Annotated in this window: 20 protein-coding genes; 9 read left to right on the top strand and 11 right to left on the bottom strand. The window is 71.2% G+C overall.

Going from position 1 to position 25,994, the window contains the following annotated elements; genetic code table 11:
* Nucleotides 1-127: 127 nt before the first annotated feature.
* A complete protein-coding gene (locus POL25_RS35275; RefSeq protein ID WP_272090753.1) occupies nt 128-2,554 on the top strand; it encodes an FG-GAP repeat domain-containing protein in 2,427 nt (808 codons plus the stop codon).
* A gap of 103 nt (nt 2,555-2,657) precedes the next feature.
* On the opposite strand, the gene POL25_RS35270 is transcribed toward POL25_RS35275, so the two are convergent.
* Together POL25_RS35270 and POL25_RS35265 are read right to left on the bottom strand one after the other, a co-directional pair.
* Nucleotides 2,658-3,461, bottom strand: a complete 804-nt coding sequence (locus POL25_RS35270) for a hypothetical protein (RefSeq protein WP_272090752.1) — start codon at nt 3,459-3,461, stop codon at nt 2,658-2,660.
* A gap of 125 nt (nt 3,462-3,586) precedes the next feature.
* The gene (locus tag POL25_RS35265) at nt 3,587-5,593 is read right to left on the bottom strand and encodes a hypothetical protein (RefSeq protein WP_272090751.1); all 2,007 of its coding nucleotides are present in this window, start codon (nt 5,591-5,593) and stop codon (nt 3,587-3,589) included.
* Between the two features lie 529 nt (nt 5,594-6,122).
* Between POL25_RS35265 and POL25_RS35260 the strand changes: the two genes are divergently transcribed.
* Both POL25_RS35260 and POL25_RS35255 read left to right on the top strand, forming a co-directional pair.
* The gene (locus POL25_RS35260) at nt 6,123-6,842 is read left to right on the top strand and encodes a hypothetical protein (RefSeq protein WP_272090749.1); all 720 of its coding nucleotides are present in this window, start codon (nt 6,123-6,125) and stop codon (nt 6,840-6,842) included.
* Nucleotides 6,843-7,172: 330 nt separating this feature from the next.
* Complete coding sequence (locus tag POL25_RS35255; RefSeq protein WP_272090747.1) at nt 7,173-10,217, top strand: DNA topoisomerase family protein; 3,045 nt, start codon at nt 7,173-7,175, stop codon at nt 10,215-10,217.
* A gap of 240 nt (nt 10,218-10,457) precedes the next feature.
* Here the strand turns inward: POL25_RS35255 and POL25_RS35250 are convergent, their stop codons facing one another.
* Nucleotides 10,458-10,970 carry an arsenate reductase/protein-tyrosine-phosphatase family protein gene (locus POL25_RS35250; RefSeq protein WP_272090745.1) on the bottom strand — a complete coding sequence of 171 codons (513 nt, stop codon included), beginning with the start codon at nt 10,968-10,970 and terminating at the stop codon, nt 10,458-10,460.
* On the bottom strand, nt 10,967-11,653 hold the full coding sequence (locus tag POL25_RS35245; RefSeq protein WP_272090743.1) for a hypothetical protein: 687 nt from the start codon (nt 11,651-11,653) through the stop codon (nt 10,967-10,969). The genes POL25_RS35250 and POL25_RS35245 overlap by 4 nt, the downstream gene beginning before the upstream one ends.
* 89 nt (nt 11,654-11,742) lie before the next feature.
* On the opposite strand from POL25_RS35245, the gene POL25_RS35240 reads away from it, so the two are divergent.
* The 5 genes from POL25_RS35240 to POL25_RS35220 all read left to right on the top strand — a co-directional run bounded on the left by POL25_RS35240 (nt 11,743) and on the right by POL25_RS35220 (nt 15,801).
* Nucleotides 11,743-13,374: a DUF5777 family beta-barrel protein gene (locus POL25_RS35240; RefSeq protein WP_272090740.1), complete on the top strand. Its 1,632-nt coding sequence runs from the start codon at nt 11,743-11,745 to the stop codon at nt 13,372-13,374.
* Between the two features lie 4 nt (nt 13,375-13,378).
* A complete protein-coding gene (locus POL25_RS35235; RefSeq protein ID WP_272090738.1) occupies nt 13,379-14,209 on the top strand; it encodes a hypothetical protein in 831 nt (276 codons plus the stop codon).
* Nucleotides 14,210-14,279: 70 nt separating this feature from the next.
* A complete protein-coding gene (locus POL25_RS35230; RefSeq protein WP_272090736.1) occupies nt 14,280-14,573 on the top strand; it encodes an acylphosphatase in 294 nt (97 codons plus the stop codon).
* A gap of 122 nt (nt 14,574-14,695) precedes the next feature.
* Nucleotides 14,696-15,436, top strand: coding sequence for a hypothetical protein (locus POL25_RS35225; protein ID WP_272090734.1), 741 nt, complete (start codon nt 14,696-14,698; stop codon nt 15,434-15,436).
* Nucleotides 15,433-15,801, top strand: coding sequence for a hypothetical protein (locus POL25_RS35220; protein WP_272090732.1), 369 nt, complete (start codon nt 15,433-15,435; stop codon nt 15,799-15,801). Before POL25_RS35225 ends, POL25_RS35220 begins: the two co-directional genes overlap by 4 nt.
* Nucleotide 15,802: 1 nt before the next feature.
* On the opposite strand, the gene POL25_RS35215 is transcribed toward POL25_RS35220, so the two are convergent.
* The 3 genes from POL25_RS35215 to amrS form a co-directional block, all read right to left on the bottom strand.
* Nucleotides 15,803-17,011 (bottom strand): hypothetical protein, encoded by a 1,209-nt coding sequence (locus POL25_RS35215; RefSeq protein WP_272090730.1) that lies wholly within the window; start codon nt 17,009-17,011, stop codon nt 15,803-15,805.
* Between the two features lie 440 nt (nt 17,012-17,451).
* Nucleotides 17,452-18,288 carry an AmmeMemoRadiSam system protein B gene (gene amrB / locus POL25_RS35210; RefSeq protein WP_272090728.1) on the bottom strand — a complete coding sequence of 279 codons (837 nt, stop codon included), beginning with the start codon at nt 18,286-18,288 and terminating at the stop codon, nt 17,452-17,454.
* Between the two features lie 10 nt (nt 18,289-18,298).
* Entirely contained in the window at nt 18,299-19,354 is a 1,056-nt protein-coding gene (amrS, locus tag POL25_RS35205; RefSeq protein WP_272090726.1) for an AmmeMemoRadiSam system radical SAM enzyme, read from the bottom strand.
* A 70-nt stretch (nt 19,355-19,424) separates the two neighbouring features.
* Here amrS and POL25_RS35200 point away from each other — a divergent pair, with 70 nt between their 5' ends.
* The gene (locus tag POL25_RS35200; protein ID WP_272090724.1) at nt 19,425-20,381 is read left to right on the top strand and encodes an alpha/beta fold hydrolase; all 957 of its coding nucleotides are present in this window, start codon (nt 19,425-19,427) and stop codon (nt 20,379-20,381) included.
* Nucleotides 20,382-20,735: 354 nt separating this feature from the next.
* Here POL25_RS35200 and POL25_RS35195 read toward each other — a convergent pair whose 3' ends face one another.
* The 4 genes from POL25_RS35195 to POL25_RS35180 all read right to left on the bottom strand — a co-directional run bounded on the left by POL25_RS35195 (nt 20,736) and on the right by POL25_RS35180 (nt 25,952).
* Nucleotides 20,736-21,389 carry a GNAT family N-acetyltransferase gene (locus POL25_RS35195; RefSeq protein ID WP_272090722.1) on the bottom strand — a complete coding sequence of 218 codons (654 nt, stop codon included), beginning with the start codon at nt 21,387-21,389 and terminating at the stop codon, nt 20,736-20,738.
* Nucleotides 21,340-22,455 (bottom strand): hypothetical protein, encoded by a 1,116-nt coding sequence (locus POL25_RS35190; RefSeq protein ID WP_272090720.1) that lies wholly within the window; start codon nt 22,453-22,455, stop codon nt 21,340-21,342. The genes POL25_RS35195 and POL25_RS35190 overlap by 50 nt, the downstream gene beginning before the upstream one ends.
* A 468-nt stretch (nt 22,456-22,923) precedes the next feature.
* Nucleotides 22,924-23,967 carry a sigma 54-interacting transcriptional regulator gene (locus POL25_RS35185; RefSeq protein WP_272090718.1) on the bottom strand — a complete coding sequence of 348 codons (1,044 nt, stop codon included), beginning with the start codon at nt 23,965-23,967 and terminating at the stop codon, nt 22,924-22,926.
* Between the two features lie 125 nt (nt 23,968-24,092).
* Nucleotides 24,093-25,952, bottom strand: a complete 1,860-nt coding sequence (locus tag POL25_RS35180; RefSeq protein ID WP_272090716.1) for a M61 family metallopeptidase — start codon at nt 25,950-25,952, stop codon at nt 24,093-24,095.
* Nucleotides 25,953-25,994 lie beyond the last annotated feature (42 nt).

Genomic DNA, 25,994 nt, shown 5'->3' with positions numbered 1-25,994 from the left:
AGTCGCGGGGTCGCGGCGTGACGTGGATTTCGTCGATCGTTATCGAGCCGCGCAGCGGACGCGGCGCGCAACGAGACGCACGCGGCGGCTTGCTCGGCTCGCGCGGGCGTCTGTACCCTGCCGCCCGATGACGACGAGCTTGCGGGGAATCGGCTGGGCAGCGGCGCTGTGCGGGGCGCTGAGCGGTTGTGGGGACGACGGGCGGACGGACAGCGCGGGGCTGACGATGACGGGCGGTCCGACGACCGGGACGGGCGCGCCGACGGGGACGGAGACGGCGCCGACGGGGACGGAGACGGCGCCGACTTCGACGAGCGAGGGCGGCGGGAGCGAGTCGGCGAGCGAGGCGACGACGGCGGCGGAGTCGACCACGACCGGCGAGCCGACGACGGGCAGCACGAGCGAGACGACGGGCGGCGCGGTGTGCCCGGCCGACTGCGAGGCGAAGGGGGGCGTGTGCATCGGCGCCGAGTGCTGCCCGGACGAGGACCACGCGTGCGGCGAGGTGTGCTGCCCGCAGGGCGACATCTGCTCGTTCAACGCCTGCGTGACGCCGGGCGATGCGTGCATCGACGCCAGCGAGTGCGCCGACGAGGAGTACTGCGAGTACAGCCTCGGCGAGCCGGCGATGATGGGCGGCGACGAGATGTGCATGGGCGGGATCGTGCCGGCCACGGGCAAGTGCCTGCCGGCGCCGCCGAAGTGCCTGGAGGGCGAGGACCCGGGCGATCCGCCGACCTGCCTGGCATCCTGTCAGTACATCCCGGGCGCGGGCCAGTTCACGCCGTCGGTCAAGTACCACTGGGACGCCGGCACGGTGATGATGACGCCGATCGTGGTCCAGCTCGACGACGACAACTGCGACAGCATCGTCGACGAGCGCGACATCCCGGAGATCGCGTTCACGACGTTCGTCGGCGGGGTCTATCAGGACAACGGGACGATCCGCGTGATCTCGATCGTCGGCGGCGAGATCGTCGAGAAGTGGAGCTACAACGCCGGCATGGTCGACCCGATCGCGCCCGGGCGCGAGCTGGCCGGCGCTGACATCGACGGCCTGCCGGGCAACGAGCTGGTGGCCTGCTCGTCGAGCGGCAAGACGCGGGCGTTCACCGGCGACGGCCAGCCGCTGTGGACCTCGACGTACAGCGGGGCCTGTAACTTCGTGTCGATCGCGGACCTCGACCAGGACGGCAAGCCGGAGATCCTGGTGCCGGGCGCGGTGCTCGACGGAGCGACGGGGGCGACGAAGCTGATGCTCGGCGTCGGCGGTCACAACATGGCGGCCGACCTCGATGTCGACGGGCAGCTCGACATCGTCTACTCGCGCGGGGCCTTCAACGCGGCCGGCGGGGTGCTGGCGACGACCGGGCTCGAGGGGACCTATCCCGCGATCGCCGACCTCGACCTCGACGGCAAGCCGGAGGTCGCGGTGATCTCGAACGCCAACAGCATGACGGTGCCGCACCACCTGCTGCTGTGGCGCCACGACCCGCAGGCGATGGGCGGGGCGCAGATCCTCCGCGCCGGCATCGACATCAACGGGGCGCTGTCGCCGGAACTGTGCCCGGAGGGCTCGGCCGGCAACCTGCGCGGCGGCGGGCCGCCGACGATCGCCGACTTCAACGGCGACGGCACGCCCGACGTGGCGGTCGCGGGCGGGGTCGGCTACGCGGTGTTCGACGGCAAGAAGCTGATGGACCCGAACGTGGCCGACGCGGACACGTTCATGTGGATCAAGCAGACGCGCGACTGCTCGTCGGCGTCGACGGGCTCGTCGGTGTTCGACTTCGACGGCGACGGCAGCGCGGAGGTGGTCTACTCCGACGAGATCCGGCTCCGCGTCTACCGCGGCAGCGACGGCGAGGAGCTGTGGAGCACTTGCAATACCACCGGCACGCTGCAGGAGTACCCGGTGATCGCCGACGTGGACAGCGACGGCCACGCGGACATCGTCGCGGTCTCGAACAACTACTCGGGCATCACCTGCGACGGGACCAAGCAGACGGGCGTGCGGATCTTCGGCGACAGCGAGGGCCAGTGGGTGCGGACGCGGCGGGTGTGGAACCAGCACGCGTATCACGTCACGAACACCGAGGAGGGCGGGAAGATCCCCGCGATCGAGCCGACCAACTGGCTCACGCCCGGGCTCAACAACTACCGCCAGAACGTCCAGCCCGAGGGCGAGTTCGCGGCGCCCGACCTGATCGTCGACCTGCGTCTGGCGTGCGAGCCCGACCCGTACGGGCTGGTCGGGCGCGTGCGCAACATCGGCGAGGCGTCGGTGCCGGCCGGCGTGCCGGTGCATTTCTTCGAGGGCGACCCGAACGACGGCGGCGTGCTGCTCGGCTCGGGTTTGACGACCAAGGTGCTGTACCCGGCCGAGGCCGAGGACGTGACGCTGCTGCTGCCCAACGCGCCGCCCGCGGTGCTCGACGGGTCGTCGGTGGTGTGGGTGGTCGTCGACGATGCGATGCCGATGCACGCGTGGCACGAGTGCCGGGTCGACAACAACTCGGCCAGCGGCACCGGCAAGTGCCCGCTGCCGGGCTGAGGCCGGACGCGCGAAGCGGCGCCGCCGGGACATCGGGGGCGCCGCGGTCGGCGGACAGACTGTCCCGAGGGCCAGGTGACTTCCACCTGGCCCGGAGGACAGGTCACTTGACGGTGTAGCAGGTGCCGCGGCCCATGCCGTGGCGCTTGAGGCGGCCGTGCTTGACCAGCTGGCCGATGTGGAAGCGCAGCTTGCGGCGACCCATGCCGGTCTGCTCCTCGAGGTCCTGCATGGTCGCCTCCTTGAGCTTGCGGACGATCGGGACCAGCAGCTTGGCGGCCTGGTCGAGGTTCATCGCGTCGCTGTCGTCCTGCATGGCAGCGACGTACATGGCGGCCTTCTTGGCGGCCTTCTTGCTCAGCTTCTTGTTGCTGGCGGCGGCGCCCTTCTTGGCCGGGGTGGCCGGGATGTTGGGCAGCGCGGTCTGGGTCGGGACGGCGCGGCCGCTCTTGCCCTTGGCGGCCTTGGCGATCTTCTTGGCGCTGGCCTTGGCCTTGACCTTGGTCTTGGCCTTGCTGGCCTTGGGCGGAGGCGGCGGCGCGATGTCTTCCTCGGTCTCGTTGAGGTCGTCTTCGTCCTCTTCGGCGTCGGCGAACGCGTCGTCCTCGTCCTCGTCGTCGACCTCGTCGGCCTCCTCGTCGTCGTCCTGGCCGGCGTCGGCGACCGCGGGCGGCAGGGCCGGCGCGGCGACCTCTCCGCCGAGCAGGGCCTCGGCGAACTCACCGAGCGACAGCTCGCCCATCGCGTCGCCCCAACCGAGCTCTTGCGCGGCGTCGACGATGTCGCCGAGCGTCGTCGTCGTCGGGTTCAATTCGCGGGCGATGGTCTCGAGCACGGCCTTGCGTTGCTCGACGACGAGGTGACGACGGTAGCTGTCTTCGAAGCCGGTCTCGAGGTTGCGCTGCACGGCGCGGAATCTTGCGCCCGGGCCGGCGCCTCAGCAAGCGCGAACACGAGACCGGCGCGCCACGCGAGGCTTGCAGCACACGCGCGTGGCGGCGAGGACTTGGCAGGTGGGTGCGCTAACCCACATCAGCTGGGGCTGAGCGTGCTGCTCTCCGCGGAGGCTGCGGGCTCGGTCGCGCCGGGCGTCTCGGCGGCGGGGCCGTCAGCGGGCGCAGGCGTGTCGTTCGGCTTGGGGATGTAGCCCTCGATCGGCTTCTGCCGCGTGCCCTTGATCCGGCCCTCGGTGACATCGACGGCGATCGGCTGGGCGAGCTTGTAACGGTAACCCCGGGTCTTGAGGGCGATCTTGAAGGTCTGGTTCTCGTGCACGAACTCGCGGGAGAACCCCAGCTTGATCTGGCCCTCGCGCATGAACTGGCGGTGGCCGAGGATGAACGAGAACAGCCGCACCGCCGACATGTTGTAGAGGCGGTGACACCCGTGCGAGTAGCGGCGCAGGATCGACATGTAATCGACGCTGCCGTGGGTCCGGATCGAGTTGTCGAAGTCGGCCTTGAGGGTGCCGTCGGGGTTCTTGATCTCTTTGATGTGGTAGGCCGCGACGAGCCCGTAGGCCGAGGTGTAGCTGGGCCCGAACTCGGCGTTGTTGACGACCGTGCGGACCCGGCCGTCCTTCCACTTGCGGCGCACCAGCTCGCGCGGCGGCGTGGTCGCCGGCGGGATCCACACCGGCGCCGCCACGATCTCCTTCCACACCCGCGGGCCGACGTCGGAGTCCTTGTACTTGTAGTGCTCGCCGCCGCCGTACAGCTCGCTGCGCCACGAGCCGATGGTGGTGCGCCAGTGGATCAGCGGGATCTTCTGGCCGTCGAAGACGGTGTAGACGGTGATGTGCGGGTAGCGCTCGCGCGGCTGGCTGAGGCGCTTGCCGCTGGTGTCGAACGGGAAGTCGTACCAGACGTCGCCGCGGTCGATGACGACCTCGAAGGTCATGTCCTCGAGGTAATAGTCGGGCCGCGGCGGCAGCTTGATCGCGACCAGCAGGTCCTCGAAGTTGCCGCTGCCGAGCTCGCTGAGCTTGTCGAGCTGGCGCCGGGCCTTCTCGGGGGTGCCGAGGTCGAGCGCGGCGACGGCGGCGTCGACCGACTCGCGCACCAGGTCGCGCAGCGGCTGCTCCTCGCCGCGGCGGTCCTTCCAGCGGAACTTGGACTTCCAGCGCGCGGCGCTGCCGTCCTCGACGATCGCCGCGGCCGAGACGACGCGCTCCTCGACGACCCGCAGCAGCCGGCGGTGGGCGCTCTCGTCCTGCGTGCGCGCCAGGGCCTCGATGTTCTCGCGCGTGAAGTGGCCCCAGCCCATGATGGCGTGCTTCTTCTCGAACTGCGCCAGCGCGTGGGTGGTCGCCGAGTCGAACTCGCCCTTGGTGTAGGTGCCCTCGCCCTCGGCCGACTGGAACATCTTCTCGCAGCGGAGCCGGCGCTGGGCGTGGTCGATGACGTCGACCTTGCTCTGCAGCGCGCGCCAATTTTCGTAGGCGCGCCCGAGCTTGGGGTGACCCTTGGCCTGCTCGAGGTCGGTCGGGTCGAGCTTGGCCTTCTTGAGGTCCTTCTCGAGGCCGGCCTTGAGCCGCGCGACCCGGCGGGCGTCGCCCATCTTCTTGGTCTCGTAAGCGATGCCGCCGCCGGTCCACGCGCGGAGGACCTCGGGGTCGAACCCGGCGGCCTCGAGACACGGGCCGATCTCGCCGTCGACGGCGCGCCACTCGCCGGCGACGACCTGGAGCGTCGGCGGGATCCCGTACAGCTCGAGGAAGTTGCGCTCGTGCTTGTCGAGCGCCTCGCCGTCGGCGTCGACGCGGTTGTTGGCGAGGTCGACGTAGCGCTTGCGGTAGTCGTTGGGCTGGTTGTCGTCGACGGCGACGGTCTTCTCGCTGAAGATGTACGGGACCCAGCCGTTGCCGAGGTCGACGACCGTGTAGCCGGCGGCCTCGACCGCGGCGATCTCCTGCCGCTTGGGCTCGCCGCCGGAGCCGTCGAACACCCAGGCGTGGCCCGCGGGCTGCTCGCGCTGGCTGGTCTTGGGGAACACCAGGGCGGCCGGGGGCGCGGTGGGTTCGTCGGGCCGGCGCGGCACGGCGCCGGAGGCGGCTCCGGTGGGGACCTCGGGCTCCGGTGCGGAGGGGAGATCCGCAGGTGGGGTGCTCGAGCAGGCGAAACAGAGGGCGAAAATCGCGCTCCAGCGCACCGCAAGCGGTCGCGCGCGCACGAGCCGGGGCGAGGCCCCGAGACCCAGCGGTACTGTCATGGTGGAGCGAGGATAGCTGGGCGCGGGGGAACTGCCAAAAGCCTGGCCGGGATGCGGACAGCGCGTGTCCTGAGCCGGGCGCGCGAAGTCATCGCGCAGCGGTGCGGACGGTCGTGAAGAAGTGGACACACGGTCGATACGCGCCACGCCGTCCTCGCCATTCGGGCCGCCGCGTGTACGTGGGGACGCGTGCACGGCGGCGGTCGCGTGGCGCCGCGGCTGCAGCCACATGGACAAATGGCGGCGGACGCGAGGCGGCGAGCGGCGAGTGCGAGGTGGCGCAGGCGGGCGGGCGCGACGGATGCTTTACAAGCTGTGGCCGGATGTGCCACGTTGACGCTGCCGCAAGGAGTCCGTGTTGAACCTCCTCAAGACTGCCCTGACCTACGCCGCCCTGTTTAGCGTGGGCGCCGTGACCTCGGTCGCGTGCTTCGAGCCGGAGCTCGATATCCCGTCGTTCCGCTGCAACCCGGCCCAGGCGACCAAGCAAGGCGACAACGGCTGCCCGGGCGAGGAGACGTGCTGCTCGGACGATCCGGCGACCGTCGGCGGCAAGCTGCCGAACTACCACATGGACGGGGTCAGCAACGATCGGTACGGGGCGCCGCTGTTCTCCGACAACAACAACGCGCTCAGCACCCAGGGCATGTGCGTCAAGACGGGCTTCGACAGCCCGCTCATCAACGGCTGCCCGGTGCCGTGCAACCCGAAGTGGGACACGGCCACGATCAACGAGATCTGCACGGGCTCGCAGTGCTGCCAGACGCAGGAGCTCGACCCGGCCCGCGACTGCATCATGGTCGACGGCAAGTGGCGCGCGGCCAACGGCACCGACATCGTCGCCAAGCGCACCGGCTGGGGCCCGCAGCACGCGACCAACCAGGACGCGTTCGCCGAGGGCTGCACGGTCTTCTCGCAGGGCGACCAGAAGAGCCTGATCGACTGCATCGAGCAGCTCGGCGTCGCCAGCTCGCGCGGCTACTGCTACGCGCTCGGCTGCCCGTGCATCGAGGACGTGTGCGAGATGAAGAACCCGGACTACGTGCCGCGCTGCACCGGCGCGGCGCCGGGCGTGTGAAGCCCTCGGGCGCCGCGGCCGCGTCGCGCGCCCGCGCGTAAGATCGCCAGGGGCGACGAGCAACGATCTCGGCGCGCCGAGATCGCACGACCAGAACCGCGCGTCGGGATCTTGCTCCTCCACCCCAGAGGCGCAATGCTCCCGTCCTGGACCTGAACTCGCGCTCGGACCGCCAGACCGCGCTCGACGCCCCCGTGCGTCGCATCCCGTCCCGCTGGCGCCGCCGTGAGGCTTCTATTAAAGAGGTAGGCTCCGGTGGACCTGGCGGCGCCAGGTCCGGGGCTTTTTTCTTGCCCTTCCTTCCTGTATCTCGTCTCACACGTGACCCGCATGGCGCGAGCTTCTTCTGCAGACGGCACCAAGACCGACGCCCCCACCAAGACCCGCAAGGTCGCCAAGGTGAAGGCGAAGGCGACCGAGGCGGCCTCGCCGGCGAAGCCCAAAGCCGCGAAGAAGGCCGCGGAGGACGCCGAGGAAGGCGCCCCCAAGGAGGCCGCCAAGAAGGCCGCGAAGAAGGCCGCCGAGCCCGCCGAGGGCGGCGCGGCGAAGAAGGCGGCCGCGAAGAAGGCCCCGGCGAAGAAGGCCGCCAAGGCCGCGACGCCCAAGGCGGCCAAGGCACCCAAGGCGGCCAAGGCACCCAAGGCCAAGGCCGAGCCCGCGGAGGCGCCCGAGGAGGGCGACGAGGACGAGGCCGGCAGCGAAGGCGCGTCGGCGCGCGGCAAGCAGCTGGTCATCGTCGAGAGCCCCGCGAAGGCCAAGACGATCAACAAGTACCTCGGCCCGAACTTCGTGGTGCAGGCGTCGGTCGGCCACATCCGCGACCTGCCGACCAAATCGGAGAAGGGCGCCAAGCAGCCGGTGCCCGGGGTCGATCTCGAGCACGGCTTCCGCCCGACCTACGTGGTCCTGACCAATAAGAGCAAGACGGTCGCCGACCTCAAGCGGCTGGCGAAGAACGCGTCGCAAGTGTGGTTCGCGACGGACCTTGACCGCGAGGGGGAGGCGATCGCCTGGCACCTCGCGGAGGAGCTCAAGATCCCGCCGCAGGCGGCCCGTCGCGTGGTGTTCAACGCGATCACGCAGCAGGCCGTGCACCGCGCGTTCGCCAACCCGCGGCCGATCGACGTCAACAAGGTCAACGCCCAGCAGGCGCGCCGCATCCTCGACCGCATCGTCGGCTACCAGGCGTCGCCGCTGCTGTGGAAGAAGGTCGCGCGCGGGCTGTCCGCCGGGCGCGTGCAGTCGGTCGCGGTCAAGCTGATCGTCGAGCGCGAGCGCGAGATCGCGGCCTTCGTGCCCGACGAGCGCTGGGAGGTCACCGTCCGCCTGTGCGTCGACCCGGCCCAGGCCCAGCCGCTGACCGCCGCGTGGGCCACCTACCTCGCCACCGTCGACGAGAAGGGCAAGGGCCCGACCGTCAAGGCGCAGAACACTTGGATGTCGCAGCACGCGGCGATCGAGTCGGAGCTGGTCGAGCTCGGCGGCGAGAAGTTCGCGCTCACGGCGGTCTCCACCGCCCCGCGCGACCTGTCCGCCGACGTCGCCCGCGCGGTCGAGGCCGTCGGCCTCGCCGACGTCAAGATCACGGCGCGCGACAACCCGGAGGGCAAGGGCCCGCAGAGGACGCTGCGCACGGTCAGCGGCGTGGTCGACCCGGCGGTGCGCTACCGCGTCAAGTCGGTCGAGACCAAGCGGACCAGCTCGCGCCCGCTGGCGCCGTTCATCACCTCGTCGCTGCAGATCGCGGCCGCCAACCAGATGGGCTTCACGACCCAGCGGAGCATGCGGACGGCCCAGCAGCTGTACGAGGGCATCAACATCCCGGGCGAGGGCCAGGTCGGCCTCATCACGTACATGCGCACCGACGCGGTCTCGCTGTCGGCCGAGGCGCTGACGCAGATCCGCGGCTTCATCGGCGCGCGCTTCGGCGAGCCTTACCTGCCCGAGAAGCCCAACATCTACACGTCGTCGAACAAGGACGCGCAGGAGGCCCACGAGGCGATCCGGCCGACCGACATCAACCGCCGCCCCGAGGACGTGCGCGAGGCGCTGACCGACGAGCAGTTCAAGCTGTACTCGCTGATCTGGGCCCGCACGGTGGCGTGCCAGATGACGCCGGCGCAGTGGGACGCGACCGCGGTGATGTTCGAGCGCGCCGACAAGCCGACCGGCGCGGTGGTGCGGGCGACCGGCCGCACGCTGGCGTTCGACGGCTTCCTCAAGGTGCTCGGGGTGCAGGCGACCGACGAGCAGACGCTGCCGACGCTGGGCGAGGGCCAGGCGTTCGGGACGTTCTCGATCGAGCCGCAGCAGAAGTTCCAGAGCCCGCCGCCGCGCTACACCGAGGCGTCGCTGGTCAAGACGCTCGAGGCCGAGGGCATCGGCCGGCCGTCGACCTACGCGTCGATCATCTCGGTCATCCAGGAGCGCAAGTACGTCGAGCAGCTCGACCGCCGCTTCTACGCCACCGACCTCGGCGAGGTCGTGACCGACAAGCTGGTCGAGGCGTTCAAGGACCTGATGGACGTCGGCTACACGCGGGCGATGGAGGCCCAGCTCGACGAGATCGAGGACAAGGGCGCCGACTGGCAGAAGATGCTCGAGCGGTTCTACGGCGGGTTCCGCCGCTCGCTCGACATCGCCAGCGACACGATGACGCACGCCAAGGCCGAGGCCCAGCCGGCGATCTACAAGTGCCCGAAGTGCGGGGCGCCGACCTGCTACCGGTTCGGCAAGAACGGCCGCTTCCTGTCGTGCACGCGCTACCCCGAGTGCGACTACGCGGCACCGATCACCCGCGACGGCCGGCCGCTGCTGCCCGAGCGCGTCGACATGGTCTGCCCCGACGACGGCTCCGACATGGAGCTCCGCAACAGCCGCTTCGGCCCGTTCCTCGCGTCGGTCAACTTCCCCCACACGAAGTTCGTCATCAACCTCGACAAGAAAGAGGGCGTCAAGCTGCCGACGCCCCCGGCGCTCGAGGTCGACGTGCCGTGCCCGAAGTGCGGCGCGCCGCTCAACCTGCGCATGGGCAAGCGCGGCCCGTGGCTCGGCTGCTCGAAGTTCCCCAAGTGCCGCGGCCGCCTGGCCTGGACCGCGCTCGACGAGGAGAAGCAGGCCGCGCTCGGCAAGCAGCTCGCGACCCACGAGAAGGCCCACCCGCCGGTCGTGCTGAAGCGCCGCGACGGCAGCGTGATCGCCGAGGCCACCCCGGTCGCCGACCTGCTGATCCCGGGTGGGCTCGCCGAGCTCGAGATCCACCCCGACGTGCTCGCCGCCAGGGCCGCTGGCGATCAGGCCGCCGGCGACAAGCCGGCGCCGGTGGCCGCGGCCCCGGCAGCCGCGCCCGAGAAGGCGCCGACGCTGCCCAACTGAGCCGACCGCGGTGAGGCGCAGGTCCCGAGCCGACGCGGCTCGCTGGCCTGCGCCTGCTCGCGAGCGCCCGGGCCCGGCACGGATGCAGGCGCGAGCCGGGCGCGCGGGCGGTCAGCTCCTCGCCGCATGCCGGCGCTGCACGGCATGCCCTCTCGAACATGCCCGATCGAGCATGTTCGATCGAACCTGTCCTGGAGAGCATGCTCGTTGGAGCATGTCTCTCGAAGCAGGTCGGTGTCGTCAGGTCTTGCCGGCGAGCTCGTCGACCAGGGCCGCGCAGGCGCGAGCGATCTGCCGGTAGGCCGCCAGAAAGCCTTCGGGGCCGCCGCGCACCGGGTCGGGCACGTCGAGGTCGGCGCCGCGGGCGCTGGGGTCGGCGAGCGACGCGAGCAACCGGATGCGCGCCTGCTGGCCGGCGCCGGCGATCGGGCCGAAGGCGGAGCCGGCGGTGAGGCGGCGCAGCTCGGACGCGACAAGGCGGTCGAGCAGGAGCACCTCGTCGAACTCGAACAGGTCGTCGCGGCGCAGCAGCCGGCTCTGGTGGACCAGCGCGAGGCCGTGGTCGGCGGCGACGCGGACGCTGCCGGGGTGGGCCGGGTTGCCGGCGTCGGCCGCCACGCCTGCGCTGTCGATGCGGAAGCGCGCCGTCAGGCCGCGCTCGTCCGCGAGCCGCGCGAACACGGCGGCGCCCAGCGGCGAACGGACGATGTTGGCGTAGCAGACGAACAGCACGCCGACGGGACGCGCGCTCATTTGATCAGCTTCTGCACCTCGGCGTCGTCCTTGACGATCTCGAACGTCGGGTCGAAGCCGACCTGCTTGAGCAGCGTCTTGCCGCCGCGCTTGGAGACTTCCTTCAGCAGTTCGACCGTCTGCGGCACCTCGCCGGCGTTGGCGCTCTGCTTGGCGAGGTTGAACACCGGGTTGGGGTAGGTGGCGTCCTTGTCCCTGGCCCACGTGAAGAACGCGGCCGCGCGCTCGGGGTCGTCGAACAGCGCCTCGCCGCGGGCGTTGGCGGACTCGGCCAGCTCGCGCACGGTGGCGCCGCCCTTCTCGGCCTCCTCGAGCGCCTTCTTGGCGCGAGCATCGGAAGTCTTCTTCGCCTTTGCCTCGTCGAGCAGCTTCTTGTTGGCCTCGGCGGCGGCGGCGGGATCGGCCGCGGGCGGCGGGGGGGCGGCCTCGCCGGTGGTCCCGGTCTTGGTGTCGTCGGCCTTGGCGTCGCCCGGCGGAGGTGTCGCGGGGTCGCCAGCCGTCTTGGTCTCGGTCGACGGGGGCGGCGGGGCGCCCTTGTTGTCGACCGGGGGCTGGCCCTTGATCTCCGGGACGTCGGTCTTGCCGGCGACGACGGGCGCGTCCTTCGTCGCGGACTCCGGGTTCGTGTTGCACGCGAGGAGCGTCAGCGACGCGAGGACGATCCGGGTGAAAGATGGGCGCATGGCGCGGATTTTATCGGAGAGTTTGGCGCCGCGCATTGTGGTAACACTCACGGTTGACGCACATGCTCGCGCCTGCAGCACCACTCGTTATGGCTGTCGTTTCGGCCCTCGCGCCGGCCCCTGACCTCGAGGCGAAGGTCAAGGCGATCTTCGACGACAGCTGCACCGCCTGTCACGATGATGGCGCCGACGAGGTGTCGCTCGCGGGTTCTCCCGCGCGGCTGACCTCGGTGAAGTCGAAGGCGACCGGCAAGCCGCTGGTCGTCGCCGGCGATCCCGACGCCAGTTATCTCTACGCCAAGATCGTCGGCGCCAAGGGCATCACCGGCGATGCGATGCCGCCCGGCGACGCCATGCCCGCGGCGCAGAAGAAGGCGATCAAGGACTGGATCGCCGGCATGAAGCCGGCCTCCGCGCCCGCGCCGGCGGCTTCTCCGGCACCTGTCCCTTCGGCCAGCAGCGGCGGCGGGGCCGGCAACAAGAAGGCGGCCGACCTCGAGGTCAAGGTCCGCAAGCTGTTCGACGACAAGTGCAGCGCCTGCCACGAGTCCGGCGGCAGCGAGGTCGTGCTCGTCGGCGACCTGGGGCACCTGTCGCGCGACAAGTCGAAGGACGCGGGCAAGCGCTTCGTCGTGCCCGGCGATCCGGACAACAGCTACCTCGTCGTCAAGCTGATCCCCGGCCACAAGGGGATCAAGGGCGACGTCATGCCGATGGGCGACGACCCGCTGAGCGCCAAGGAGATGGAACTCGTGCGCTCGTGGATCGTCGCGCTCGGCGACTCGCAGAGCGCGGGCGCGGTCGTCGAGACCTCGACGCCGACGGACAGCGCCGCCGGGCCGACCGAGGCCCCGGGCGACGTCGACGGCGGCGAGCCCAAGCAAGAGAAGGAGCGCGGCAAGCCGCCGTTCCACGGCACGTTCCAGATCAACCTGCCGACCACGACGACGCTCGGGCGCCGGACCTTCGAGTTCCGCATCGACCACCGCTTCGGTCAGGTCGGCGCGGAGCGGGGCGCGTTCGGCCTCGACGCCGGCGCCAACATCTCGTACGGCTTCGCCTACGGCATCTTGAACGGCTGGGACGTGCTGATCCGGCGCACCAACTCGCGCAAGGGCTACGAGCTCGGCACCAAGTACATCCCGATCCGCCAGGAGGACGGCAAGAAGCTCAGCTTCGGCGGCTACGCGTCGGTCGAGTACCTGCGCGACTTCCCCAGCAACACCGCCAACCCGTGGGCCGGCAACTTCCAGCTGCTGCTCAGCCGCTTGTGGTTCGACCGCTGGAGCACGCAGCTGACGTTCGGCTACCACCTGCGCACCAACCACTCGGCCAACGTGCAGGTCGACCTGCCGGACGACGCCGTGAACGGCCCGGTCAAGGTCCGCGACAAGCGCGGCACGCTCGGCATCGGCATCGCCTCGACGGTGTGGCTCGGTCAAAAGAAGCGCTGGGGCATCGACCTCGAGTACCACCTGCCGATCCCCGCCGACGTGTTCTTCTTCCGCGGCGGCAACGCCGACCGGAACGGCAGCAACATCGGCTCGTGGGCGATCGGCGGCTCGGTCAACACCGGCAAGCACCTGTTCCAGATCTTCATCACCAACACCCGCGAGATCCACACCAACCTCTACGCCCCCGGCGGTCAGAGCAAGAACCCGTTCACCGACCGCGGCAACTTCTTCTTCGGCTTCAACCTCAGCCGCAAGTGGAGCCTGTAACGACATGTCCCGGAAGACATTCAAGTCCGTGTCCCTCGCCCTGGCGACGACGACGTTGCTCGCGGGCTGCAACCAGCTCGAGGCGATCGAGACCGGCGGCAGCGGCGGCAGCGGCGGCGGCGGCGTGCCGCCGGCCGTGCGTGAGGCGCTCGAGGCCAGCTGCGGCAAGTCCGGCTGTCACTCGCCCGGGGCGACGCTGCCGATCCTGGCCGGCGACGAGATCGACGGCATCCTCACCGGCGAGATCAACGGGGTGCCGCTGGTGACCCTCGGCGACACCGTGAACTCGTACCTGGCGATCGTGATGCTGCCCGACGTGCTGCTGTCGAGCCTCGGCCTCACGCGCACCGTGCCGCGCATGCCGGCCGACAACGACTTCCTGAACCCCAACAACCAGGTGATCCTCTCGTGGATCGCGGGCGCGGAGTTCGAGGGCGGCGGGCCGGCGACCACCGGCGGCGTAGACACCGACACCGACACCGGCGGGACCGACACCACCGGCGAACCAGCCGAGCCGACGTTCGCCAACGTGCAGGCGATCATCGACGCCAGCTGCTCGTGCCACTTCTCCGCGGCGAGCGCGGCCAACGGCAACCTCAGCCTGCCGATGGGCGACTCGTACGCGGCGCTGGTCGACGTCAAGTCGCCGTCGGTCGCCCTCGACCTGGTCGAGCCGAGCGACCCGGCCGCGAGCTACCTGTACCTCAAGCTGGCAGGCGGCTTCGAGGACGAGGGCGGGGCGGGCACGCTGATGCCGCCGCCGATGGGCCTGATGGACGACGCGAAGCTGGCGCTCATCGAGGCGTGGATCGCCGGCGGGGCGCTGGAAGACTAGGATTCGGCTGGTCCCGGGGACATGTTCCCCGGGATATGGCCGATCGCACAGGTTACCGAGGACAGGGCCGATGGGACAGGAGCTCGAAGTGGTCCAGGCGCTCGTGTGCATCGACGGGCGCGTCCAGGGCGTGTACTACCGCGCCAGCGCGCAAGCCCGGGCCCAGGCGCTCGGCCTGCGCGGGTGGGTCCGCAACCTGCCCAACGGCTGCGTCGAGCTGCGCGCCCAGGGCACCCGCGCCAGGGTGGAAGCGCTGATCGAGTGGTGCCGCAAAGGCCCGCCCTCGGCCCGGGTGGCAGCGATCGACGTGGACTGGGAAGCCGTCGACTCGGAGATGCCGCTCAGCTTCATCGTGCTGCGGTGAGCACGAGGCAATAAACAGGCGATGCCCAACGCGCCTTGGTGCGCGCGCGTACGAAGGCGTCGCCCGGGGCGCCCGGTGCTCGCCTGGACGACCCCATGCGCTCGAGCTACGTTGCGGCGAACATGGCCCTCCCTGCGCTCAAGTCGGTCGCGCTGAGCAAACGCCTGCAGAGCTTCGAGGCCCACCACGGGGCGCTCCTGGCCGAGGTGCTGCACGAGCTGGCCCGGGAGGCCGCAGGCGAGCCACGCAGCCTGATCGCGTCGACGACCTACGACAACGCGCTGGTCCTCGCCGGCAAGGCCCGCGAGGCCCGGGCGGAGGCCGCACGCGGGTTCGAGCTGTGGCGGACGCTGCCGGCAGTGCCGCCGGAGATCTCGCTGAACCTGGCCGCCGGCCTCGGTGACGCCGGTCTGGTGGCCGAGGCCAGGCGGGTCCTGGCGAGCCTCGACGACCGCCCGCTGGCCGAGCTCGACGAGGCCCGCGTCGAGATCGCGGCGCAGATGGCGGTGCGCCACGGGGAGCTGGTTTGGTTCGCGGCGCGCTGCCCGGATCATCCGATGCTGGGCTTCCTGAGCACGCACGAGCTCGTCGAAGGCTGGCAGGCGCGACAGTCGGCGATCGAGGCGACGATCGGGCCGCGGGTAGCGTCGTTCAGGGCCTCGATCGTGGCGCTCGACGGGATTCACGACCGCCTGGCGCTGTACTACTGGACGGACGCGACTTCGTACGCGGAGATCGATCGGCTGCAGGAGGCGCTGCTGGACGCCGTCGATGCTGTGCCGGGCGGGTCGTCGCACCTCATCGGACGGGTGGTCTTCACGGTCTACGGGCCGGAGATCCCGCTCGCGGAGCTGCGCGCATGATCACGCCCGAGGAGCTGTGGGCCGAGGCGCTGGGCCACTGCGAGCGCGCGCAGTCGGCCGAGGCGACCGAGGCGAGCCGGCGACTGGCGATCGCGGCGCTCTACTACGCGACGTATCACTTCACCGGCAAGGCCATGGGCTTCGATACCGGCGCGAGCGACAGCAACCACGAGCGCCTGCTCCAGCTGTTGAGGCACTCCCGTGAGGTCCATGTCCGTCGCGCGGCCCAGCGCTACGACGGGTTGAAGCTGCTGCGGGTGAAGTCCCACTATCACTTGCGCCTGCAGATCGGCGCGCAAGAGCTGCTGGTCGCCCGCAATCACGCTCGCGCGGTGCGGTCGCTGCTGCGGCTCGATTCGCCGTAGTTCAGCACGGGCAGCCGACGTAGGGCACCGAGTAGGCGTCGCGGAGGTCGGCGCCGTCGCTGGCGTGGGTGTGGAGGACGGTCTCGAAGCCGTCGTCGGTGACGGCCTCGAGCACGCCGTCGCCCTCGAGGTCCATGAGCGCGGAGAGGCCGAGCCAGCCAGGCTGGACCATGCGGACGAGCTCGCCGTCGCGGCGCTCGAGCAGCAGGGCGAGGGTGCCGCCGAACTCGTCGCTGCAGGCCATGCGATCGAGCAACTGGAGCTGGACGCTGACGATCTGGCGCGAGCCGCCGATCTCGCGCCAGGCTTCGGTCCTGAGGTTGGCGGCGACAAAGGCGTCCCAGGCGGGGAGGTCGGCGCGGCGCTCGGTGTCCATCGGCGCGAGGTACTCGGCGTACTCACCGGCGAGGGCGGCGAACTCGGGCTGAGCCCGCACGACCGGCGCAGCCTCGGCCGTGAGCGCGGCGGCGTCGGCGTCGTCGAGGCTGCGGCGCCCGAACACGGTGGCGGGCGGGAGGTCGGCCCGCCGGGCCCACAGGCCGTCGCAAGACAGGCCGGAGGCGCCGCGCTGGCGCGCCAGCAGCAACAGGTCGTCGGTCTCGGCGAACAGCTGCTTGACCATGTCCCGAAGGACACGTTTGTCGGCGGGCGGATCGAAGCTCTCCTGGCCGTCGTCGCCGATGTGATGGAAGACGTCGCCGATCTGCTCGAGGTGGAGTTTGGGCTCGCCGACCGCGGCGACGCAGGTGCTGCCGTCAGCGGCGTGCACGACCATGGTGGCGTCCTCGAGGCTGCGCAGGTCCTCCGGCAGGCTATCCCAATGGACAGCTCGGGTGGCGAGCAAGTGGCCGGGCTCGGCCGTGATGACGGGGCGACCGCTGGCCCAGCGGCGCTCGGCGGCGGTGTGCAGCACGAGCGACTCCTTGCGCACGAGCAAGGCGTCGCCGAACAGGCCGGCGGCCGCGGGCAAGCTGGGCTGGCTGAGCGGCTCGCCGGGCGCAGCCTGGGGCGCGGGGCAGGCGGGCTCGCTGGCGATCGGGGCGACCGCAGGCGGGGCGGTCACGATCGGCGCAGCGAGCGGTTGCGGCCGCGTAGGCGCAGGCTCGGTCCCGTCGACCGCGAGCGAGGGCAGCGCCTGCGAGACGAGGATCGCAGCGAGCGGGGCGATGAGGATGGCGGACAATGCGACGAGATCGCGGGTGCGTGCCATGACAGCGCCTCAACGAATCGCGTGCAGGCGGTTATTTCGCGACGCTCGTGCGCCCACGCGCGTGCAAGCCGTTGCCGGGGCGTTCTGTTCCACGCACGCGCGACGGCGCCGTCACTCCAGGACGGCGAGGTGCGCTGTGCAACCTCCGAAGTGGTTAGCTCTCCAGGGCGAGCTGACCCTCGCACTTCGAGACCTCGGGCTTCGCAGGGCGAGCTGACCCGCGCATTTCGAAACCTCGAGCTCTCCAGGGCGAGGAGACCCTCGCACTTCGAGACATCGAGCTCCCCAGAGCGAGGAGACCCTCGCATACTTCGAGAGCTCGAGCAGAGCGCGCCCTTCGAGACGAACGTGGGCGAGTACTTCGAAGAATCACTCGAGGCGACAATCACCGAGCGCCGAGAATCAGGCGCTCAGGTGTCTCGAGAAAAAACGCGGCCCCGTCATTGCACGACGGCGCCGGCGTAGGCGACCACGCGCTCGGTGTCGCCGGTGACTTTTCCGGAGTGCGTGTAGCCGACCAGCTCGGCCCGGGTCGCGCCGAGCTCGAGCGCCGCCACCAGGGCCACGGTGGCCGGCAAGATCCCGCACATGCTGATCTCGTGGCGCTGGACCGTCTCGTAGAGGCCCGCGGGGTCGAGCGCGAGCAGGCGGTCGAGCGCGAGGCGGTCGAGCGCGGCGGCCTCGTCGGCGCTCGTGTAGTGCGACATGTCGCTGCTGGCGGCCAGCAGCACCTGCGGCGCCGAGTCGGGGGCGCGCTGCTCGAGCTCGCGGATCGCCGCGGCGACGCCGAGGCCGACGGCCTGGCACTCGACGAGGTCGAGGCCGCCGAGACACACCGCGGCGATCTCGGCCCGGGGGTTGCGGGCGCGCAGGAACGGCAGCTGGACCTCGATCGCGTGTTCGCGCAAGTGCGCCGCGGTGTCGGGCTGGAGGCCGGCGTGGCGCACCAGGGCGTCGGTGAGGTCGGCGGCGATCGGCACCGGGCCGTCCGGGGTGTCCCAGGCGCCGCCGGGCCAGATCGATCGCCGGACGCCGCGGCCGGTGTGGTTGGGGCACAGCACAATCACGCGCTCCGGGACATGTACTTGCGACCATGTCCTTCCGGCCAGGGCGCCGCTGTAGACGTAGCCGGCGTGCGGGGCGAGGATCATGCGCGCGGGCGCCGGCGCGACGGCGGCGACGAGGCAGCGCTCGAGCTCGCGGTGAAGCGCGCGCGGGTCTCCGGGGTAGAAGCGGTCGGCGACGGCGGGCAGGCGGTGCGGCTCGAGGTGGGGCATGGCTTGGAGTTCAGAGCAAATGATAGCGGCGGCCGCCGGAGGTCGACTGGCTGCGATCGTCGAACACGCCGGGGACTTTGGCGCCGCAGCCGGGGCAGGTGCCGTCGGCCTTGACGCGGTTGGCGGTGACGGCATGCCAGCGACGCTCGATCAGCGGCAGGTCGCAACCCGGGCACGCGGTGACGGAGCCGACGCGGTCCCAGATATTGCCCGTGTAGACGAAGCGCAGGCCGAACGCGCGGGCCTCGTCGCGGGCGCGGATCAGGGTCTCGGGCGGCGTCGCCGGGATGTCCTGCAGCTTGTAGTCGGGGTGAAAGGCGGTGAGGTGGAGCGGGACGTCGGGCCCGACGTGGTCGGCGATCCAGCGGAACTGGGCCCGCAGCTCCTCGGGGTCGTCGTTGTGGCCGGGGATCACGAGCGTGGTCAGCTCGACCCACAGGCCGCGCTTGACCGACCACTCGATGGTCTCGAGCACGGGTTGCAGGTGCGAGAAGGTCAGCTTGTGATAGAAGCGCTCGCTGAAGCCCTTGAGGTCGATGTTGAGGGCGTCGAGCTCGGGGTACATGTCGGCGCGCGCGGCGTCGGAGATGTAGCCGGCGGTGACGCCGACGGCCGCGACCCCGGCGGCGCGAGCGGCCCGCGCGGCGTCGATGACGTACTCGGGGTAGATCGTCGGGTCGTTGTACGTGAAGGCGACCGAGGCGGCGCCCTCGCGGCGGGCCAGCACGGGCACGTCTTCGGGGCTCAGCTCGAGCGCGCGCTTGTGGTGCGACTTGGCCTTCGACAGGTCCCAGTTCTGGCAGAAGCGGCAGCCGAGGTTGCAGCCGGCGGTGCCCATGCTGAGGATCGTGGTGCCGGGCAAGAAGTGCCACAGCGGCTTCTTCTCGATCGGGTCGACGGCGACGGCGTTGGGCTTGCCGTAGGCGAGCGACACCAGGCGGCCGTCCTCGTGCTTGCGCACGTAGCAGAAGCCGTGCTGCCCCTCGGACATCGTGCACAGCCGCGGGCAGGCGGTGCAGACGATGCGCTCGCCCTCGCGGTGCCAGTAGCGGGCCGGATGGGTCATCGGGGATCGAGCTTTGGCCCGACCGGCCCGGCATGCAAGTCCGCGCCGGGGTGTGTAAGCTTGCGCGGCCATGTCAGGACGCCCCGACGACGACCACGCCCGCGCCGCTTCTCATGCCGAGCTCGCTCGCCTCGAGCACGTGTTCGTGGCCCACGACGACGTCTCGCTCCATGTCGTGCGCAGCCGCGCGGAGGATCGCGGCGAGCGCCGCACGCCGGTGCTGTTCCTGCACGGCTACCCCGACACGGCCGACACGTGGTCGCTGCAGATGGCCTCGCTGGGGCAGACGCACCCGGTGGCGGCGTTCGACCAGCGCGGGGTGGGGCGCTCGACGGCGCCGACGGGGGCCGGGAGCTACGCGTTCGCGCGCTACCTCGCCGACATCGAGGCGGTGATCGACGAGGTCGCCGGTCCCGAAGGACAGGTCCACCTGGTGGCGCACGACTGGGGCGGGGCGCTGGCGTGGATGTTCGCCGAGGAGCCGCGTTACGCCCGAAGGCTGCGCTCGCTGTCGGTGCTGGCCGGGCCGCACCCGGGGCTGTTTCAGCGCAGCCTGATCCGCGCGGCCCGCTCGCCGCGTCGGCTCGGGTTCTTGTTCGATCAGCTGCGGCGCAGCTGGTACATCCTGTTCTTCCAGCTGCCGTGGCTGCCGGAGCAGGTCATCGGCCGCCAGTTCCCCAAAGCGTGGGTCCGGGCCCTGCGCGCCGGCGGGGTGCCGAAGGAGGACCCGCTGCTGCGCGAGTTCGACGCCGAGGGCACGCGCAAGGCGGCCCTGACGCCGCTGGCGCTGTACCGCCAGGTGCTGATCCGCCGGCCGCAGCTGCGCCCGGTCGAGGTGCCGACCTGCCTGATGGTGCCGACCCACGACTTCGCGCTGCGCCCCGAGGTCTACGACGACATCTCCGAGGTGGCCGCGGACCTCGAGGTGCACCGCCTCGACGCCAACCACTGGGCCCATCGCGAGCAGGCGGCCGAGGTGTCGGCGATCCTCGAGGCGTTCATCCGCCGCGTCGAGCACGACGCCTGAGGCCGCGGAGGCCGGGCCGGCGTGGCGTCGCGCGTGACCGTTCGGACATGCTGCATGGGGCATGTCCGAACGGGCATGTTATAAAGGGCATGTTGTAAAGGACATGTTGTAAAGGACATGTTGTAAAGGACATGTCGTGAGAGTCAGTAGACTCTGTTGGCCCCGCGGGGCTGTTGCCTCGAGAGCGGCGCGCGTCGCTCTTCGGGAGGCGTCCTTTCGCCTCCCTGCGACAGGCATCCCGCCGCCTGCGGAAGCTTCCGTCGCTCTGCGGCGAGCGTCGGCCTGCGAGAGTCATCTCGCCGATCTTTGTGTGCGCCGCGCTGCGAGGGGCTGCTCGCAGCGCGGCGCAGGCGTTCAGGCCGCGAGCGGCAGCGGCGCGAATTCGACGCTGGGGCCGGCGCGCAGGGCTTCGGACCAGGCCGCGACGAGCTGGCCTTCGGGACAGGCGAACGGGTCGGCCCAGAACACGCAGGTCTGGTAGCGCGGGTCGGGGTAGGCGTGAACGCCGAGCGTCTCGTCGACGACCGCGCCGAAGCGGCGGTAGAGGTCGATGACGTGCTGGTGGGCGCAGCCGACGATCTGCGCCGCCCCGAGGGCTCGGGCGACCGCCAGGGTGGCGCCGGTCAGGGCCGCGGCGAGGTCGGTGCGGCGCCACGCGGCCGCGACCCACGTGCCGCACAGCTCGACCAGCGGGCCGCGGGCGCGCGCGACCGCCTGTTCGATGGGACAGGCCGCCGCGAGGGCCTGCTCGACCGGCAGCGGCGAGCCGGGCCGGCGCAGGTGCACGCGCATGCCGCCGGCGGCGGTGCCGTCGCGGGCGCGGGCCAGCACGACGAAGGCCTCGGCGAGCTGCACGGTCCACAGCGCGGCGACGCTGCCGGGGTGGCGCCGGTAGCTCTCGACCTGACCGAGGCAATAGAGTTCGGCGAGGTCGGGGCGCTCGGCGGCGCAGAAGGCTTCAAGGGTCAGCGAGGAGGGGTGGGGTGAAGAGGGTGAGATATTCGACATAGGCGTCATAGCTGGCGGTAAAGGCGTCGGCGGCCAGGTGAAGAGCGGCGAGGAAGCGTTGCTGGGTGGTGTCGTCGCGCAGCTGACGGGCGAGCACGGCGAGCGTGGCGCTCCAGTGGCCATCGTCGCCGCCGTCCTCGCGCGCGTGGCTGACGAGGAAGCGGGTCGCGCGGGCGGGCTCGCGGTAGCCCCAGCGGCGGATGTTGCCGGCGAGGTCGTCGAGGACGAGCGGGCCGACGCGAGCGGCCAGGCCCTCGGCGACGAACGGGGCGGCGAGGAAGCAGGTGAGGTCCTGGTGGAACGCGACCATGCTCTCTTGCACGCTCATGAACGCGAGCGTCGGGCCCCACGGGACCATCGCGCGCAGCACGAATTCGACGTCGGCCTCGAGGTAGCGGAGGTCGGCCTCGATGAGGCGGTCGTGCTTCTGTTCGCCGCGGAAGTGGCGGGTGAAGTGGTCGCGCAGCGGTTCGTCGTCGCACACCGAGATCGCGCGGGCCAGCAGGCGCGGGGTGTAGCGGACGTACTGATGGGTGTTGGCGAGGGTGGCGACGTACTGCTCGCGCGCGAGGCGGCCGGCGTGCACGGCCCGGCACCAGGCGTTCTCGGCGAAGCTCTCGGCGTGGCGCGACAGGCAGGCGGTCGCCTCGGCGCCGAAGCGACCCGTCGACAGCGCGCGCCCGTCGTCGTCGCAGGCGGCGAACAGGCGGTGCATGGCCTCGTCGAGCGGCGCCGCTCGCAGCCCGCGCAGCGCCAGCGCCGACAGCTGCATCGGCGCCGCCGCCAGCGACGGCTCCGCGCTGACCACCGCCGTGCGCCGCCAGATCCGCGCCCGCTGCAGCGCCACATAGAGGAGCAGCGCCAGCTCCGGGGTCCCGGGCGCGGCGTCGAGGTCGCGCAGCGCGGCGGCCCGGTGGGCGCCCGTCAGCGTCGCCGCGGCCGGCTCGGCCTCGGCCGGGACCACGGTGACGCCGAACGTGCGCGCTCCGCCGAGCAGCTCGACGCGCACCGCCGACGGCGTGGCGTCGAGGTCGACCGGCTCGCCGCGGAGGTCTCGCTCGCGCACTGAGAATCTGGTCGAAGGGACAGGTGAACTGAGGGTCGCACGGTGACGCATGACGGCCTGGCAGAGTGGAGTGCAGAACACGTTCCAGGCCGGCGACGACGCGCTCGCGGTCGTGCGCGGGTTCGTTGTCCAGAGCCGGTGACGACAGGCGTCCGCGGGTGTCCAGCGGAGTGGACGCAGGGTTCGGCCCGATCTGCTGGATCTCCGCAGGATCGAGCGGGGTCGCGGGGTCCCGCGGGGACGGGTGGGGCGAATCGCCGCGCGGACGCGCCCGCGGCGAGGTGCTGGTCGTGAGGATGTCATGTCGCCTGGACAGGGTCTCCACGGATCCATGCGCGCGGCAGCTAGCGACGAGCGTCGTCGCATCGTCGAGCTCGGTGATCGAGGGCCGCATGGAGTTCGCCGACACGGTCGTCACGCGCGTCGGCGCGAGTTCGCGGCGTCACGCCGCGGCGTCGAGGTCGGCGATCACGGCCGCGAGATGTCGAGCGTCTGCATCAAGTTGTACATGTGCGCGCGCGTGACGGCGAGGCGGCGCGCCGCCTCGGCCACGTTCCAATTGCTGTCCACGAGCGTGCCGCGGACCAGCTGGGTCTGAAAGCAACGCAGGGCCTCGCGATAGTTGAGCGGGCCGGCGGACTCGTGGTCGTGCTCGCGCGCGGGGAACAGGTGGCGCGTCTCGACCTCGCGCGAGTCCTCGCCGGCGGCGCGGATGACGGCGGCCTCGACGGCGTTGGCGAGCTCGCGGATGTTGCCGGGCCAGCAGGCGGCCTGGGCCGACACGAGTGTCCATTGGGACAGGTGCAGCGGCGGCAGGCGGTGGCGCACGCAGGCGCGCACGCAGAAGTGCTGAGCCAGCTCGGGGATGTCGTCGCGCCGCTCGGTCAGCGACGGCACGCGGATCGGCACCACGTGGAGGCGATAATAGAGGTCCTCGCGGAACTCGCGGCGGGCGACGCGGGCCTTGAGGTCGCAGTTGGTGGCGGCGATCACCCGCACGTCGGCGGCGCGCGGGCGGCTGGCGCCGAGCGGGTAGTACTCGCGCGACTGCAGCAGTTGCAGCAGCTTGGCCTGGGCCGGCAGCGACAGCTCGGCGATCTCGTCGAACAGCAGGGTGCCGCCGTGGGCGGCGAACACTTTGCCCTCGACGGCCTTGATCGCGGTCGAGTGGGCCCCGGGGGCGGCGCCGAACAGCTCGTTCTCGACGAGGCTGTCGGGCAGGTTGGCGCAGCTCAGCTCGACGAACTTGCCGGCGGCGGCGCGCGGGCTCGAGGCATGGATGACGCGGGCGATGTGGGTCTTGCCGGTGCCCGAGGGGCCGGTGAGCAGGACCGAGACGTCGAGCGGGGCGAGCTGCGAGAGCTGACGCAGCAGCTCGACCATCGGCGGCGAGCGACCGATCAGGTCGTCGGCGCGGAGGCAGCTGCGGAGGCGGAGCGTGGGGTCGCGCCGGTCGGCCGGCGAGAGCAAGGGCTCGAGCTCTCCGGGGGCCCCGGGATGCGCGCTGTCCATACCATCATGGTAATCGCAGAATCACCGCGGCCGCAGGGCCGGCGATTGTCATGATATGTCTCTTGGGACATCATGAAGCACACCTCACGCGCGCGCCCCTAGGTGATCGCTGGCGGGAGCGCGCGTCACTTCGGCGAAGTCGAGAGCCAGGCGTCGCGGAGGGCGCGGACAGCAGACTCTGCTGTCGGTGAAACGGCGAAGCGGACCAGCTTTCGTGGGTCCTCGGCGATCGTGAGGGTGCGCTGCAGCAGGCGGCCGCCGCGGAAGAGGGCGACTTCGACCGACTGGCCGGGAGCGTGGTCCATCAGGCGCTCGGCGGCCTCTTCGGCGGTGCGGGTGCGGCGGGCGGCGACGGCGACGATCTCGTCGCCGGGCAGCAGACCCGCGAGCGCTGCGGGCGAGCCGAGGGCGACGCTGCGGATGCCGCTGTCGTTGAAGAGGAGCCCGGACCAGCCCTGTTTGCGGCGGGCCGCCAGCGGCGATGACTCACTCGCCGACGGCGCGCGAATCTCGACCTCGACACCCATTCGCGCCAGCTGCGCGGGAAGCGGAAGCTCGTCGGTGCCCTCGACGTAGCGGCGGAAGAAGTCGCGCACGTCGCTGCCGGCTTCGGCCGAGGCGGCGGCGACGACGTCGTCGAAGGTGATGCCCTTGCCGCGCGCGCCGTGGCTGGTCATCAGGCGGCGGAACAGCCCGACCAGCGAGCCCTTGCCATGCGAGCGCAGGCGCAGCTCGAGGTCGAGGCAGACGCCGGCGAGGTGGCCCTTCTCGTAGTAGCTGATGGTGGTGTCGTGGTGGCCCGGCGACGGCTTGTACTGCTTGACCCACGCCTCGACGCTGGCCTGCGTCAGCGGCACGTGGTTGCGCCCGGGCTTCTGCAAGTAGGCCGTCCACGCGCCCGCGAGCTCGCGCAAGAACTCGTCCGGCGTGGTCGCCCCGGCGCGCACCAGCATCTGGTTCTCGATCGTCTCGGTGAAGCCCTCGTGGAACCACAGGAGCCGGCTGTAATCCTCGCGCGCGTAGTCGTAGGGCACCAGCGCCGCGTCGCGCAGTCGCTTGGCGTTCCACAGGTGGAAGAACTCGTGGCCGGCGAGGTGGAGCGCGCGGCGGTAGCCGCCGTCGTCCTGGAACATGTCCCTCGGGACACGCATGAGCGTGCTGTCGGCGTGCTCGAGCCCGCCGTCGCCCTTCTCGTCGGCGAGCATCAAGAACACGTAGCGCGAGGTCGGCAGGCCGCCCATCGCCACCGCGAAGGCGTGGACCAGCGGCTTGAGCTCGCGGGCCAGCCGCTCGGGGTCGGCGTTGCTGCCGGCCGGGGCCGAGAACACCAGCTCGATGCGCGCGCCGCCCTCGTCCCACGCGTGGACCACCGGCGTGCCGAGCTCGAGCGGCGAGTCGACCAGGACGTCGTAGGAGGCCGCGCGCAGGGTGCCAGGGGTCGGCTGCGGCAGGGCGGCGTGCACGGTCCAGTCCTTCGGCAGGCCGGTGAAGCGCAGCTCGGCCGGGCGCGCCGTCTCGCCGACGAGGTAGAGGAACAGGCCGGCGCCGTTGAGGGTCGCGTGGCGGTCGTCGACCACGCTGGTGCGCACCCCGGGCTCGTCGGCCCACACCCGGTAGCGGGCGCGGAAGCTCTTTCCGCCATGTCCGATGCGCCATGTCTGTTTGTCCAGGCGCTCGGCCGGCAGCGACACCCCGGCGACGTCGGTGACCTCGATCCCGTCGAGGTTGCGGGCGAAGTCGCGGATCAAATAAGAGCCGGGGATCCACGCCGGCAGGGCGACGTCGCTGCGACGACCGCGAGGCTGCTCGACGGTCATGACGATCTCGAGCCAGCGCGACTCGGGAGCGGCGAGGGCCACCTCGTACTGCACCAATTGCTTGCGCTCGCGCGCCGACCACTCGGCGGACGTCGGCGCGGGGGCAGCGACGGCCGTCGCACACGCGCCCCCGAGCGCGAGGGCGAGGAGGAGCGGCGAGACACGCATGCCGGGCGAGTGTACCGAGGCAGCGAGGCGGGCGCGCTCGCG

The sequence above is a fragment of the Nannocystis bainbridge genome (genome assembly GCF_028368995.1).
In the GTDB taxonomy this organism is placed as follows: Bacteria; Myxococcota_A; Polyangia; order Nannocystales; family Nannocystaceae; genus Nannocystis; species Nannocystis bainbridge.
Note: the sequence above shows the minus strand (reverse complement) of the source record. Positions and strands in the feature narration are given on the sequence as shown.